Annotated in this window: 14 protein-coding genes; 1 reads left to right on the top strand and 13 read right to left on the bottom strand. The window is 41.6% G+C overall.

The features are described from left to right. Window positions 1-237: 237 nt before the first annotated feature. The 12 genes from OGM63_RS00070 to OGM63_RS00015 form a co-directional block, all read right to left on the bottom strand. On the bottom strand, window positions 238-1,344 hold the full coding sequence (locus OGM63_RS00070; protein ID WP_263743455.1) for a HigA family addiction module antitoxin: 1,107 nt from the start codon (window positions 1,342-1,344) through the stop codon (window positions 238-240). Then, on the bottom strand, window positions 1,334-1,672 hold the full coding sequence (locus OGM63_RS00065) for a hypothetical protein (protein WP_263743454.1): 339 nt from the start codon (window positions 1,670-1,672) through the stop codon (window positions 1,334-1,336). The genes OGM63_RS00070 and OGM63_RS00065 overlap by 11 nt, the downstream gene beginning before the upstream one ends. A 586-nt stretch (window positions 1,673-2,258) precedes the next feature. Next, entirely contained in the window at window positions 2,259-3,014 is a 756-nt protein-coding gene (locus OGM63_RS00060; protein ID WP_263743453.1) for a glutathione S-transferase family protein, read from the bottom strand. Between the two features lie 171 nt (window positions 3,015-3,185). Further along, the gene (locus OGM63_RS00055; protein ID WP_263743452.1) at window positions 3,186-3,779 is read right to left on the bottom strand and encodes a TetR family transcriptional regulator C-terminal domain-containing protein; all 594 of its coding nucleotides are present in this window, start codon (window positions 3,777-3,779) and stop codon (window positions 3,186-3,188) included. 111 nt (window positions 3,780-3,890) lie between these two features. Continuing rightward, entirely contained in the window at window positions 3,891-4,208 is a 318-nt protein-coding gene (locus OGM63_RS00050) for a P-II family nitrogen regulator (RefSeq protein WP_263743451.1), read from the bottom strand. Between the two features lie 4 nt (window positions 4,209-4,212). Continuing rightward, on the bottom strand, window positions 4,213-5,166 hold the full coding sequence (locus OGM63_RS00045) for a sodium-dependent bicarbonate transport family permease (RefSeq protein WP_263743449.1): 954 nt from the start codon (window positions 5,164-5,166) through the stop codon (window positions 4,213-4,215). A gap of 288 nt (window positions 5,167-5,454) precedes the next feature. Next, window positions 5,455-6,189 (bottom strand): glutathione peroxidase, encoded by a 735-nt coding sequence (locus OGM63_RS00040; RefSeq protein ID WP_263743448.1) that lies wholly within the window; start codon window positions 6,187-6,189, stop codon window positions 5,455-5,457. A gap of 118 nt (window positions 6,190-6,307) precedes the next feature. Next, complete coding sequence (locus OGM63_RS00035) at window positions 6,308-7,240, bottom strand: alpha/beta fold hydrolase (RefSeq protein WP_263743447.1); 933 nt, start codon at window positions 7,238-7,240, stop codon at window positions 6,308-6,310. A gap of 26 nt (window positions 7,241-7,266) precedes the next feature. Further along, window positions 7,267-8,091 (bottom strand): NAD-dependent epimerase/dehydratase family protein, encoded by an 825-nt coding sequence (locus tag OGM63_RS00030; RefSeq protein WP_263743445.1) that lies wholly within the window; start codon window positions 8,089-8,091, stop codon window positions 7,267-7,269. A gap of 80 nt (window positions 8,092-8,171) precedes the next feature. Then, window positions 8,172-8,660 (bottom strand): glutathione peroxidase, encoded by a 489-nt coding sequence (locus OGM63_RS00025; RefSeq protein ID WP_263743444.1) that lies wholly within the window; start codon window positions 8,658-8,660, stop codon window positions 8,172-8,174. Between the two features lie 172 nt (window positions 8,661-8,832). Further along, a complete protein-coding gene (locus tag OGM63_RS00020) occupies window positions 8,833-9,477 on the bottom strand; it encodes a pentapeptide repeat-containing protein (protein ID WP_263743443.1) in 645 nt (214 codons plus the stop codon). A gap of 294 nt (window positions 9,478-9,771) precedes the next feature. After that, a complete protein-coding gene (locus OGM63_RS00015) occupies window positions 9,772-10,314 on the bottom strand; it encodes a hypothetical protein (RefSeq protein ID WP_263743442.1) in 543 nt (180 codons plus the stop codon). Between the two features lie 646 nt (window positions 10,315-10,960). On the opposite strand from OGM63_RS00015, the gene aroF reads away from it, so the two are divergent. Next, complete coding sequence (aroF, locus tag OGM63_RS00010) at window positions 10,961-11,830, top strand: 3-deoxy-7-phosphoheptulonate synthase (protein ID WP_263743441.1); 870 nt, start codon at window positions 10,961-10,963, stop codon at window positions 11,828-11,830. Window positions 11,831-12,250: 420 nt separating this feature from the next. Here the strand turns inward: aroF and OGM63_RS00005 are convergent, their stop codons facing one another. Next, window positions 12,251-13,810: a caspase family protein gene (locus OGM63_RS00005; RefSeq protein ID WP_263743440.1), complete on the bottom strand. Its 1,560-nt coding sequence runs from the start codon at window positions 13,808-13,810 to the stop codon at window positions 12,251-12,253. Window positions 13,811-13,915: the final 105 nt, after the last annotated feature.

Here is a 13,915-nt window from a genome sequence, read left to right as displayed (position 1 = left end):
TAGAGATAAGTTCGCTTAAGCTTTAGTATAACTCACCTTTAAACTAAAGATTTTTTTGTTTTCAGTTCCCAATCAGATCAATGTTTATACTTTTTAGCTATTGAATAATTGGCGTTGCATAATTTTAGGATGAATCGTAAAGACGTTCCGTTGGAACGTCTCTACAATATGTCAAATTTATCGACGTGTATTGTCAAATCCCAAGCGACAATATGCAACGCCGAATAATTAAATTAGTTATTCATCAAATGCCCACTCAAATCGTTGCTTCAGGTCATTACAATGACTCTTTTGTAAAACTCCATCGTGTTGAAGTCTACCAACTACAATTCCAGGAGCGATGCTGATTTGGGCTGCAAACTCCAAAATACCTGCTTTGCTCCGTTGTTTACCTGATGCCAGAAATCGCTTGAACTCAGCAGGAGGAACAAGAATGTCCTCAGCGAATTTGTTTGCCTCTTGCTCCTTGTCCCGATCCTCCACAGATGCAACGTCTTTCCCCTCAAGAAAGAAATCACGCTTACCATGCAGCAAAATATGACCAGCTTCGTGGAAAAAGGCAAACCACAGATGGTCGTTAGTTTTGTAGCGCAAGCTGATTTGAATCAACGCTTTGTCAGGATTCAACCAATGAGTGGCTCCACAAGTTCTTGTTTTAGGCAGTTGCGGTACAAAAACTACAGCCACACCAACTTCAGCACACAACCGCACCACTTCCGGCTGGAAAATCTCTGGTAATTCCACACTCAAAGTACGGATATGTTGCAGTACCTCCCTAAATTTGTTTGCATCATAGGTTGCACAAGGAATCTTAGCTGCTTCGATTTCTCCCCGACGCAGCCAAGCGGCAACATCACCAAAGTCACTTTCAAATGCTTGAGATTTCCGAAAGTATACGTGGCTGCTGTGCCATATTCCGTTCCATTGTTCAGGGGAAGCGACGGCGAAAAAATTCAGCACTTCCCGCAGTTGCTCAACTTTGTCTTGATAGTACTGAATCCATCCATACTTAATCATGGCTTTGACGGGAATATCATCGAGCCATGTTACTTCAAGACGCAACCGTTCTTCTTCTTCTTTTCTTGCTAAAGCTTCCTGGTATTGTCGTTCGCGGTTGTTCCAAAAAGTAGCTGGGATACCTAATACTCTCTCTAGTTGTAATGCTGTTTCTGGAGTAATTGCTGCTTTAGCATTGATGATTTCGTTAATCGTTTTTTTTGGTCTACCCGTCCGTTCCGCCAGTTCTGTCTGCGACATTTCGCGCTCTTCAAGGATTTCTTGAAGAGTCTCCCCTGGAGGAGAAACGTAGTCTGGGGTGTACTGATTTTGGATCTCATGACTCATGGGTATCCTCCACGCCGAGTATTTTAACGGCAGTCACGTTTTTCCAGTCAAGTCCACCATCTGGTTTGGTGGGTATTGATTCATTTGCTGGCTCAAATATAAGCCGATATGGGTGATCCAGATCCAGCGATAACTGACCTGCACGGTCATAAAGTAATTCGTGGCAACGTCCTGGAAGATTTCGCATATCCTCAAGCACATCAGCAGCACGTAAATCATCGAGCCGTCGTCGAATGCGTTTGGCTCTAACTGCACCCTGGTTTTTCTCTAGAAGCCTTTGGTTATTGCACTCTTTTTCAAATTTGTCATCTTTAAATACAATATCCATTTTATCATGCTTCTAAAAATATTGTTAACCCTTAAGGTTAACAATATTTTGAACTATTGCCGCAAAAATGACGGAAATTTCTCACAAATACACCTAAAACACGCTTTTATCAGAACATTTGTACTAAATTAGAGTTCTACCAAAAATTGTTGGCGTAGGCGCGTAGTGACTTGTCGCCATGATGATAACTTTAGTGGGATACTGAGGAGAAAATAATCGGAGATTAACCGCTTAATGTACAAGCGATCGCTAATAACTCTATATATGGCGTTGCTGATTTGAAATATGAAGAAAGAAATTTTGACGCATGATTCTAACATTAAAACCCGCCTTTGTAGAGACGTTCCGGCGGAACGTCTCTAGCAATAATTAGGAATTTCATATTAATATTCAGCAACGCCCTATATATACAGCAGATTGCACCAATAGAGAATACACCTAGAGACTATTCTGAGAATAGTCTCTACAAGGAGAGGGGTTTTATCTGTGTACTTCCTAAGGAGTGAAATCTGCTGTATTTCTAGGCGATCGCGGATTGTAGTAAAACTTCAACATCATGAATTCCTCCAATTTCAAGGAACGAAAATTAACTGTTTCTATCGCGATACAAACGCAACACATAAGCACCCGCTGGAGTTTCTCTAAAGGCACTAATTTTTGATGCAAACGAATCGGGTAACTCTTGCAATGGACGCTGCTTTATCGGGTGTTCTGGTGGCGATATAACGGGTGCAGCAAGGGCAGCAAAAGTGATATCTGCGGCGGAAAAGCTATCTCCAACTAAGTAGGTGCGTCCATCTGCTAACAACTCATTTACTTGATTAAAAATGCTGTTAATTTGTTCATAAGCTTGTGTAGCAGACTCGGAATTGATATTAAAAGCTTTGCGAACAACCGGACGCATCAAAGGATAAATTACAGGAAATAATGCCTCTTCAAAAAAAGGAACACCCTGAGTCCATTTACTTTGGATCAACTTGGAATCATTTATCGTGTAAAAGTAACCCCAACAGCGTATAGCTGGTCCTAGTTGCTCATCAAATAAATCTTCAAGTTCTTCTACTTGTCGGCGCAATTCAGGGTTACTGGGATAAAGTTTGGCGTTTTCAGGGACTAGTTTATTTAGGTATTGTAAGATATCCGTTGAATCGGTAAAAACGCCGTCTTCCGTTACCAAAACTGGAGTAGATTTTCCACCAACACGATTAGTTGCAAGTCGATAAAATGGCGGCATGTGGGCTTCTTCCACGTAAGAAAGCTTTAGTTTTGTCAATGCCCAACGTGCTTTTTCGCAATAATGACTGACGGGAATTGTAATCAGACGGAAAGGTTTTTGTTGCATTTTAATTTTGCGGGTTAGGTTTTGAGGACAATCAGTCTTCAAAAATATATTTTGTGAAATTTATAATTCTTCGTGGAGACGTTCCACCGGAACGTCTCTACAAATGACGTTCCGGTGGAACGTCTCTACAAATATTGAACAAAATTTAGGTACAATCAAATCGTCGGTTATTTATATCTGCAAGTAGGTTTCAATATAATTATTCAAATGCTTGATGACTATTTCCATGTGAATCGAATCTCCGTATAGCTTACTCATCATCACAGCACCTTCTAAAGTTGCAATTACGATAGTTGCAACTTCATCAGCATCAACATCTGCGCGAATTTCACCCTTGATTATGCCTTTTTGGATAATTAGGCAAATCATATCCTGCCAAGAATTCATCGCAATTTGAGTGCGATCGCGCAACTGAGGATGAGTATCATCACTCTCAATTGCCGTATTCAACAGCGGACATCCTCCTTTGATGATAGGATTATCTACAAAGCTGCGAAATACATCAATAATTGCTTGCAACCGTTCGATCGCATGGCGTTTGTTTCGCAATGCAACTCGATAATGCTCTCTGATTTGAGCGATCGCATAATCAAAAGCCAACAACGCAAGCTCATCTTTGCTTTTGAAGTGATTGTAAATTCCCCCTTTCTGCAATCCTGTCACTCGCATGATGTCAGAAATCGACGACCCAGCATACCCCTGTTGATTAAACAGTTCCGCTGCTGACGAGAGAATTTTTTCTTTGGTTTCTTCACCTTTAGACATAAAAACTTATCCGACCGTTCAGTCTGTTTCATCTTACCACAAAAATCTTCAGAAAATCAAGCACTTATTTTCGTAGTCGGCGCTTCAGCGCTGAAGCACTGACTACAAAAATTAAGATTCACTACCAACGCATCTAGTTGTTAGCAATTCTACCGCATCGGAAATAAAACACGTCCCCCCTAACTTATTAAGAATAGGTCTAATATAATCTGCCACTGAAGACATTTTTTCGGGGGGAAAGAAAGCAATAACATAAACATTATCTAACATAGTCATTGCCAAATCATCACTGAAGCTTCCTCTCCTACTTTTACCCGCAACGTTGCGAATAACTGTATGACCGGGTACACCTGCTTTTTCTAAAGCTTCTAAAATCTTTGCAAGTTCAACGTAATTGACAACGATTTCTATCCGTTTAACTGACTGCATAATTTCATCTCCAAAACATATTAATGCCATATAAATATAGAGGAATGCCGACAATGATATTGAATGGAAACGTTACTGCCAGGGCAGTTGAAACATACAAACTAGGATTTGCCTCAGGAACAGTTAACCGCATCGCTGCGGGAACTGCAATGTAAGAAGCGCTTGCACACAGCACGGAAAACAACAGTGCATCTCCTTGCGACATACCAATCAGTTTGGCAACTACTAAAGCAATTCCAGCATTTACAATTGGGATAAGTATCGCAAATAAAATCAGAAAAATACCTGTTTTTTGTAAATCTTTTATTCTTTTAGCAGCAAGCAATCCCATATCCAGTAAAAAGAAGGTGAGGACACCGTAAAACATATCTTGGGTAAAAGGTTTCAACTTTTCCCAACCATGTTCACCTGTCAATATACCCATGACGAGGCTGCCAACTAGTAGAAATACTGAACTATTTAAACAAGCTTCTCGTAGCACTTCAGACCAACTAAATTCACTTTTACCTGGTTCTGCTGCGAATAAATTCACTAAAACTATACCGACAATAATTGCTGGTGATTCCATCAAAGCTAGAGCTGCAACCATATAGCCATCATAGATAATGCCCAGTTGAGTCAGGAAGGAACCAGCAGTAATAAAAGTCACAGCACTGATGGAACCATAAGTAGCAGCGATCGCACCCGCATTATAAGCGTCAAGTTTTATCCTTAATATAAAAAATGTATAAATCGGGACAATAGACGCCATTAAGATTGCTGCTAAAAGCGTCAGAATTACTTGTTGATTAATACCACTTCTGACTAATTCCACACCTCCCTTAAACCCGATCGCAAACAAAAGATACAGTGAAAACAGCTTCGGCAAAGGTGGGGGAATTTCTAGATCCGACTTGAGCAAAACTGCCAACATCCCCAAAAAGAAAGCTAATACAGGTGGATTCAAGATGTTAGACACTATCAGACTTACATCCATTTCCACCAATCCTCATTTATGTAATTAATATTCCTTCATAAATTGTTACATGAGGAGTGACAACTAGCATAAATTTTAAACAACCGATTTGGGAGATCCCCGACAACTTTTACGAAGTCGAGGATCTGACGACCGCAGAATGGTAGATATGATCCCTCATTTTACCAAAAAACCCTCCTAGAGACGTTCGGACCGAACGTCTCTACAATCGTTCCGGTTTGAACGTCTCTACAATCGTGTGGAATGACGAAAAATCGTCATAGAAGGGACTTATTTTACTGTTAAATAAGCCTCTAACGCCTCAGAACCGCCAATTAATTTACCATCGATAAATACTTGGGGAACTGTTGTCGCACCTGTAACTGCCTTTAAAGAGCGTGTGGAAGCATCTTTACCTAAAACGATTTCTTCGTAATCAATACCATTCTGCTTCAGCATATCCTTGGCACGAGCGCAGAAAGGACAACCCACTTTTGTAAACAGAGAAACAGCTTTGGGCTTTGCAGCTTGGGGGTTGATATAATTAATCATTGTGTCTGCATCCGACACTTTAAACGGATCTCCTGGCTCATCTGGCTCAATAAACATCTTTTCAACCACGCCATTCTTCACTAGCATAGAATAGCGCCACGATCGCTTACCAAAACCTAAATGTGTCTTATCTACTAGCATTCCCATGCCTTCAGTGAATTCACCGTTGCCATCGGGAATTAATGTTACATTATCTGACTCTTGGTCTTTTGCCCATTCGTTCATTACAAAGGTGTCGTTAACCGACATACAAACGATGCTATCTACACCATTTTCCTTAAAGGCTTTTGCCATTTGGTTGTAGCCAGGTAAATGGGTAGATGAACAAGTCGGTGTAAAAGCACCTGGTAAGGAGAAGACAACCACTGTCTTATTAGCAAACAACTCCGTAGTGGTTACATTCACCCACTCGTTGTTCTGACGAGTACGGAAGGTAACTTCTGGTACTTTTTGTCCTTCGCGATTAGACAACATGAATTTAGCTCCTTGAATAGCAGTTCAAAATCAGCGTACTCATAATGATTATGACATGTCTTGCATACTAAAACTAGGTTTTGCAAAAAACTAGGTTAAAAAGCAAAATTGAATGAAATTAAGCTATTTTTAAGCTTTGATCAACTTCATCGATAAATGGGGCGATCGCAGACGCAAATTCAGCAGTAGACTCATATGGTAGGACATTTCGCCCAGTCATTTTGATTCCTCGACCTTGAGGTAAACAAGCGAGATAGTCAGTCAAGCGTTCATCAGGTGATTCATTTTTACCTGCAAGGCTTATGCTAGAAGCGATTTCACCAACTACTACCAAAGTTGGTTGTTTGATGGAGGAAATTGCCTTACTATAATTTTGTCGCCAAAATCCAGCTAAAAAAGAAAATACTGCATGACGAGTTTGACTATTGGACGCACCTGCAATTAAAGTATTCAACCATTCTCCATCAACAGTATCGCTGTTAGCAAAAAGTTGCCGACTTGAGAAAGAACGTAAAAACTCTTTACGTCGTGCATATCGATAGAATAGATTACCAAAAGGCGAATCTAACAAATTCCAAGTTAATTTTTGCTGCCATTTTGGTGATTGTTTCGTAATTACTGCCCAAGCTGGAGGACCACAAAGCACAAGTCCAGCAATCAAGAGTGCTTCTGTTTGAACTAATTCTATAGCAACAGGAAATAAAGCACCTTGCACCACTAAAATTACAGGTTTTTGTACCACTGTTTGCAAAAAGTGTTGCAACTGCTTTGCCCAATCAGTAGGATTGTAAGCCACATGAGGCTTATCGCTCTCACCGCATCCGAGTAAATCAGGATTGTAAATTAGATTGCGATGACCTGCATTATACCATTCGCGGCAAAATCGCTGCCAAAACTGGCGCGATAACCCAACACCGATAGGATGAATTAAAAGTAGGGCAATACCTTCTGGGGTCGCATTAATTGGCTGATGAACTTCGTAAGCGCAGCGATAATTATCCCAAGTGTGAAACTGGGTGGGAGATGCTGTTGTTGAAGATAATTGTTGCATAGTTCCCAACCTTAATTTAATATCTACTAAAAAATCATTTGTGGATGAATCAATTGATATCCGGCATCTTTGATCTTTTGATTCGACACTGTAGTATTATACGGACGATTACTTTTCAGGGAAGAATCCCATTTAACTTGAGGTAAATTGTGTTTTGCAAACAAATTTTCCAGCAATTCTCGACTTGTCAGATGTGCGTCATCAACCAAGTTATAAATACCGGTTAAATTGTGTTGACGGGCAAACTCAATGGCAGCAACGATATCATCAAGGTGAATCCAATTAGTTACATCATTACCATCACCGGGACGGGTTGTACCAGGAGCGTGACTAAATAATTTTAGCAATTCCCTACCAAGTCCATAAATTCCCCCCAATCGGAAGATGCAAACCCGGAGATTTTCACTTTCTGCTGATAGCAGCACATCCTCAGTTACCTTGAGAATTTCTCCATTGGAATTGGCAGGTGCAAGGGGTGTTTCTTCCGAAACCCAAGCAGCGTTTCTGTCACCGTAGACAGAATAACTTCCTGTATATATCAGATGATGTACACTAGGAATCTGCCGCAAGACAGAAACTAAATTTCTGGCGGTGTGTAGATAAGTTTCTTCGTAAAGATTGGCACCTTTAGCACCAATACTCAACAGGACAACATTTTGATTTTGCAATACCGATTGTAGAGCTTCTGGGTCATTTCCTGAGACGACTACAACCTTTTGGGCTACTGATTTCAGCGCTGGTACACGTTCAGGAGTAGTTGTAGTGGCAGTGACAACTACTCCTGAATTTTGTTGCCAATATCGAGCGATCGCATAACCGACATAACCACAACCAATGATTGCAATATTCATGAGACTTTAGGTAGAAATTTTGTGAGAGTGTTGGTTGTGACTTATTTATTCTTTTCCACTATCAACTATCCACTAACAAATTACTCTTTTGCTAATTCTGCTTCTAATGTGGCAATTAAATCTGGTGAATATGGCTTTACACTACTTTTAAATCGAGCTACTACCTCACCTTGCTTGTTGACTAAAAATTTTTCAAAGTTCCAAGAAATCGGTCCGGTTGGCTCCACAGCATTAGTGAGTCGTGCATAAAGTGGGTGCTGTTGTGAACCTTTAGCATGAACTTTGTCAAATAACTCAAAAGTAACGCCATAATTGCTTGTGCAGAATTGGACAATTTCTTCATTGCTTCCTGGTTCCTGCTCACCAAAATCATTACACGGAAACGCCAGAATACGTAACCCTGCATCTCGATACATCTGGTTCAATTTTTCCAGTCCCTCATATTGGGGGGTATAACCGCACTGAGAAGCGACATTCACAATTAGGAGTATCTGACCAGCGTACTCGTTTAATTGCTTATCCTCACCGTTGATGGTTTTAACTGTAATATCATAAATTGTGCTGCTCATGCTAAATCTGATTTTTAGGGAATATTGCCCAGTTTCCCATATTGCAGCTCATAAAAGATAATACTTCCCTGAAAACACCCCTTAGGAGCTAGAGAAAATATAAGGGAAAACTTTGGGTTTCTGCCATTAGGCATATTAGTATATTTTCATACTAACTTAACCAATACGTTGATTAGGCATGAATTGTGCCATCAGGCATAATTGCACCACTCAAATTAGCACCAATTAATTTTACAAGCAGGCGATCGCCAGAGCGAATTCTTGCTCCTGTAAAGTCGGCTCCCCGCAAATCTGCTCCACTGAGATCCGCTCCAATCAAGTTCGCATTCCGCAAATTAGCTTCTCGAAGATCGGCTAAAAGTAAATTTGCCCTAAACAAATTTGCTTCCGACAAATCGGCACCTCTAAGATTAACTTTGTGCATAAAAGTATCGCTGAGATTAGCACCATTCAAGTTAGAGTAACTCAGGTTTCTGCCAGATAAATCTTTGTTGCTCAAGTTTGCCCGACTGTAGTCTTTGCCACTCAAGTCTGAGCTTTTCTTTGGTGGTTGCTGGGTTTGGGAAGGCTTTTTTTGTTGAGTCGGTGATGAAGTTTGTGAAACTTGATACTTTGCCTTGAAAGAGCGCAATTTATCACGAGCTTCATTAATTGCTTTGAGCTTATCTTGTGCTTTTTGTTGCAAGCGGAGATTATCTAAGGGAATGCGATCGGGATGCCACACAAAAACCAAGTCTTTGTAAGCTTGGTTCACTTCCTCCAGTGTTGCTCCAGGTTCTAATTCCAAGACTCTATAGTACCGCTCCAGCTCGCTCATAAGACGTTTTGGTGGAAAATCAAGTTCATAGTGAAGTGATGCAACGGTTTATCTGCTTAATTTGAACGCGAATTTGTGTTTTGTTGGGCAGATGACGCTGTATTCTGTAATTTTTTACTGCCATCCGTAAGATTTTTAGCAACTTGACGCTTCTTAATATCTCACACTCTTCGGCAGTAATCACTCGTCAACTACCCTATACTTGTATGCTACCTGACGCAGTGACATAATTTTATTTAATGCAGAAGAAATAATACTCGCGACTGATACAGACAAAGGGTTATTTCCCATTTCCTATTCCCCGTTGCCGATAACGCCATTTCCTTGAAAGTTACGAGCGCTCGTAACCGTGGTTCGGACTTCTCTCCATCGAATGATACCTCTCCAATACGCACTTATAGGAACCTGATAAATCTCAATCAACAGCCAAACAATAATTGAGAAATGCACCAAAAACGTTAAGCAAGTCCAAATAGAAGGCAACCAAGTAATCGGAGCATGTGGATCTAAAGGAAAATTGTAAGCGACTATGCCGATGATAATAGTCGGAAAAAGCACAAAAGCAGAGGCTCCTAGGGCATAACCCCAACCCAATTCCACACCTTCCAATTGAGTTTCTGTCCAATTAAAGCCATTCCAACGCCAAATCAGCGGTGGTTGACGAGAAAGCATCTTCAGTTGCTCTTGTTCTAGATTAACAGTAAAAATCTCATGACAGAAGTCACAACCCATAGCCTCCATTAAAGGCATGTCGCGAATCTTACCAACACGACAGACTGGGCAGGGGTAAATTCCTTGATAATTTAAAGGTACGGCTAATATTTTGGAGCTAGGCATAATCAAATTTCAAGTAACAGTGGGGGAGTGGGGGAGTGGGGGAGTGGGGAGTCGCAATCATAATTTATAACTCCTAACTTTTGTAGAGACGTTCCACCGGAACGTCTCTACCTAACTACAGGCGTTCCATCGGAACGTCTCTACCTAACTACAGGCGTTCCACCGGAACGTCTCTACCTAACTTTTGTACAGACGTTCCACCGGAACGTCTCTACCTAACTTTTGTACAGACGTTCCACCGGAACGTCTCTACCTAACTTCTAACTCTTTTTTGGTCTGATGGGAGCCTTGACAAGGCTAGAAGTGTTGTGTTAAGTTCCTTGTTGAAGGTTGTACATTAAATTTCACTATTCATTGCACCGCGCAAATGTTAAACAGTAATTCCTACTTTTATTTTTGGTATAGGGTGGTTCACCGGGGGTGAGTCAAGTTTCCCAATGGAAACAGCCCGGTGAACCGCAGAGCGAACTCTGCGGTTTTTGTTTTTTTAGGAGATTTTCAGCGTGATGACTCATTTTGGTAGCTGGTTTTATGGCTTTTACTTTTGGCACGGGGCAAGCACCGGGTGAAGCGTCATGCTGATGTATCGATCGCGCCCGGAACTTAAAAGTTCTGGGCTTTTTTTATTGTAAGGAGAATCGAACCGATGATTAATGCCAAACTTGCCTCACAATCTCATCCTCATCATCAAACAATCGTTAAAGTCTCAGAAAAAGTCGCTTTTGGCGGCAAAGAGCTGGTGATTATTGGTGGACCTTGTACAGTGGAAAGCTTAGAGCAAATGGAAACAGTCGCCGAAAAGCTATCTGCTGCGCCCGTACAAGCTCTACGTGGCGGTGTTTACAAGCCGCGAACGTCACCCTACGCTTTTCAGGGAATGGGAGAAGAAGGACTGGAAATCTTAGCAAGAGTGCGATCGCATTACAATATCCCAGTTGTCACTGAAGTTATGTCAATCTCCCAAATTGAAGTAGTTGCCCAAAATGCTGATATGCTGCAAGTTGGTAGCCGCAACATGCAAAATTTCGACTTACTCAAAGCTTTAGGACAAGCCGGTAAGCCGATACTCCTCAAGCGTGGTTTAGCCGCAACAATTGAAGAATTCGTCATGGCAGCCGAATATATTTTAAGTCATGGCAACCCAAATGTGGTGATGTGCGAAAGAGGTATTCGCAGCTTTGATGATTACACCCGCAACGTGTTGGATTTAGCGGCTGTAGCTGCTCTCAAGCAAATTACTCACTTACCCGTAATTGTCGATCCTTCCCACGCAGTCGGGAAACGTGAATTAGTAGCAGCTATGGCGAAAGCTGCGGTAGCTTGTGGTGCAGATGGGTTAATTATCGAGTGTCACCCAGAACCAGAAAAATCCGTTTCTGACGCCCGTCAAGCGCTCTCTTTAGAAGACATGGTGGATTTGGTTGATAGCTTAAGACCCGTAGCCGCCGCAGTTGGGCGAATTATACCACAAGTAGGGGTAGGTTTCAAGCCTGCCCCTATTTTTTGTGCGGCTTAAGTGTTGGTCGCGGCTGGTGATTTGGGATTAAATCGCTTTGACAGTACCCAACGACTGAAGTCGCGGCTAAAGGAACGAAGTCCGCCTTCGCGGACTGAATATAATATGTTGTAGCCTGCGTTCGCGTATGTCCCTTAGGACAAGGTGGGCTTTGTACGCGCAACGCCCCAGGCTTCGGTGCCCTTGTCATTACCAACATTTATTTATCTGGTAAAACCCTTATCCCGCCAACGGTTATAAACCGTTGTCTAACAGCTAAAGTCCATTAAAATGGACTAAATAAAGATTTCAGTCCATTAAAATGGACTTGTGCTATTAGCCTGAGAATAAATTCTCAGGCTAGATAGCGGCATTCTTCGAGGGTTTTGAAATATGTTGGTAATGACAAGGGCTTCCAGCCTGGGGGCAGGTGATTTGCGATTAAACCGCTTTCACAGTGATTGTTACTGTTTTTGTCGTCCAGCCGCGATTTGAACTCATAACTTGTGCTTCACGGGTAGGAGGTATCTCATCAGGATCGGCACTAATAGCTTCCAAAAGTTTATCAAGTGGATCGCCACCACTTCTTGGTGTATTCTCGTCATATTCATCGAATGATGCTGCTTTTTTGGCTTGAATCGGTTTGTCGAGAGATGGTAATTCTAGCCAGCGAAATTTAGCAGGTTTAACTGTTGCAAATATCTTTAAGATGTCTTTACCTTCTTGATACCCCTCTGGTAGTTTGAAACTTAAGGGAATCAATTCTTCTTGTCCGGGAGCAAAAGGTACAAAAGATGCTCCATCTTCTAATATATCAAGTTGAGAAATAGCCCAATCTGATTGAAGATCCATGACGACAACATTCAGGTCTTGCTTAGACTCATTCTTGATATATAAAAATGTATTTTCTCCAGTTTGCAATGTTTGCTTAGTAGGGTCAGCTAATGGCTTTTTGTCTTTGTCAGTTAACTGAATTACCAATTTGTTAGTTAAAACTGAAAGATTTTCCAGTTCTTGGGCAGCTTGGTATTTAGTAAGATGAACTAAGCGCTTAACTACACTTTCAGCTGCATCCGCATCGCCTACTAACAGCGCTGGTCGTAAATTGGGAAATGGTGTGCCGTTGCGATCGCATATTTCATACTCGCCCGAAGTATTAATCGCTACTTGATAGTGTTCACCAACAGAAGCTAACTCTACCCAACCTTTGCCAGTTCTCGGAATTGCAGTTTTGACTGCTGTCAGTGCTGCCGAGGGTAGCACCTGATTTTTCGGTACTTGATTCGTGCTTTCCTCTTGTTTCTCAAACAAACGAACTCGCCGCACAAGTGCGATGGGGGCTGATAACATGATTGCTGGAGATGCTTGCTGAATATCTCCACGCAGGGAATCTGGGTCAATCACAGCCCAAGCGTCTGCGGGAGTAATATCTGATGTAATTTGTGCGATCGCTAATGGCTTGTTTTTCTCGCTAAAATCTGTTGTACCTGGTGCATAAATGGCAAATCTTGCCCCTTCACCCAGTCCTTGAGCGCTACCAGCATCTAATAGCACCCGATTTCTCGCAGTATCTACCTTGAGAACATTTACTGTATAATGTACGTTTGCATAACTTCTGCCAAAAACTTGACGTTCACCCTCACCAAACAGCATCGGTGTTTGACTTTGAAACTGACTTTGGACTTTGGCGTAAACGCGATCGTAAAGTGACTTATATGTCAAGTCTGGACTTGGATTATTTAAAGTATCTAGCATCCAGTAAGTAAGCGCTCCGTTACTCTCCTTACCATTGAATGTAGACTCATAAGCATACTCCGAAGGGCGACAAGCTGCTAACAAAACATAATCTCGCGATTCTGGAAGCCAATCACCTGCATTAGCTTTGCGAGCTGTTCCCCCAGTAATCTCAAGCCAGTTTTGGATCAATTCTTCACGCGATGCCACTAAACTGTCTGTAGGTCGTGATGTCGTGTCTGGTTCTGCTATATAAATCCTAGACAAGTCTAGACATTTACTTCTTACTTCATCAGGAGCATGGGAGCGGTTATCCCTCAGTAAGCTTTCACGCTTTAGCCAAGCGTGATAAATTTATTGCCGCGTTCAAAT

This window comes from Plectonema radiosum NIES-515 (assembly GCF_025753815.1).
In the GTDB taxonomy this organism is placed as follows: domain Bacteria; phylum Cyanobacteriota; class Cyanobacteriia; order Cyanobacteriales; family Nostocaceae; genus Hassallia; species Hassallia radiosum_A.
The sequence above is the reverse complement of the archived record's forward strand: the minus strand, read 5'-3'. Positions and strand labels throughout refer to the sequence as shown.

Bases quoted from the DNA above. Each gene is read 5' to 3' on its own strand.
- OGM63_RS00070 (WP_263743455.1), bottom strand. From the start codon at position 1,344: ATGAGTCATGAGATCCAAAATCAGTACACCCCAGACTACGTTTCTCCT.
- OGM63_RS00065 (WP_263743454.1), bottom strand. From the start codon at position 1,672: ATGGATATTGTATTTAAAGATGACAAATTTGAAAAAGAGTGCAATAAC.
- OGM63_RS00060 (WP_263743453.1), bottom strand. From the start codon at position 3,014: ATGCAACAAAAACCTTTCCGTCTGATTACAATTCCCGTCAGTCATTAT.
- OGM63_RS00055 (WP_263743452.1), bottom strand. From the start codon at position 3,779: ATGTCTAAAGGTGAAGAAACCAAAGAAAAAATTCTCTCGTCAGCAGCG.
- OGM63_RS00050 (WP_263743451.1), bottom strand. From the start codon at position 4,208: ATGCAGTCAGTTAAACGGATAGAAATCGTTGTCAATTACGTTGAACTT.
- OGM63_RS00040 (WP_263743448.1), bottom strand. From the start codon at position 6,189: ATGTTGTCTAATCGCGAAGGACAAAAAGTACCAGAAGTTACCTTCCGT.
- OGM63_RS00035 (WP_263743447.1), bottom strand. From the start codon at position 7,240: ATGCAACAATTATCTTCAACAACAGCATCTCCCACCCAGTTTCACACT.
- OGM63_RS00030 (WP_263743445.1), bottom strand. From the start codon at position 8,091: ATGAATATTGCAATCATTGGTTGTGGTTATGTCGGTTATGCGATCGCT.
- OGM63_RS00025 (WP_263743444.1), bottom strand. From the start codon at position 8,660: ATGAGCAGCACAATTTATGATATTACAGTTAAAACCATCAACGGTGAG.
- OGM63_RS00020 (WP_263743443.1), bottom strand. From the start codon at position 9,477: ATGAGCGAGCTGGAGCGGTACTATAGAGTCTTGGAATTAGAACCTGGA.
- OGM63_RS00015 (WP_263743442.1), bottom strand. From the start codon at position 10,314: ATGCCTAGCTCCAAAATATTAGCCGTACCTTTAAATTATCAAGGAATT.
- aroF (WP_263743441.1), top strand. From the start codon at position 10,961: ATGATTAATGCCAAACTTGCCTCACAATCTCATCCTCATCATCAAACA.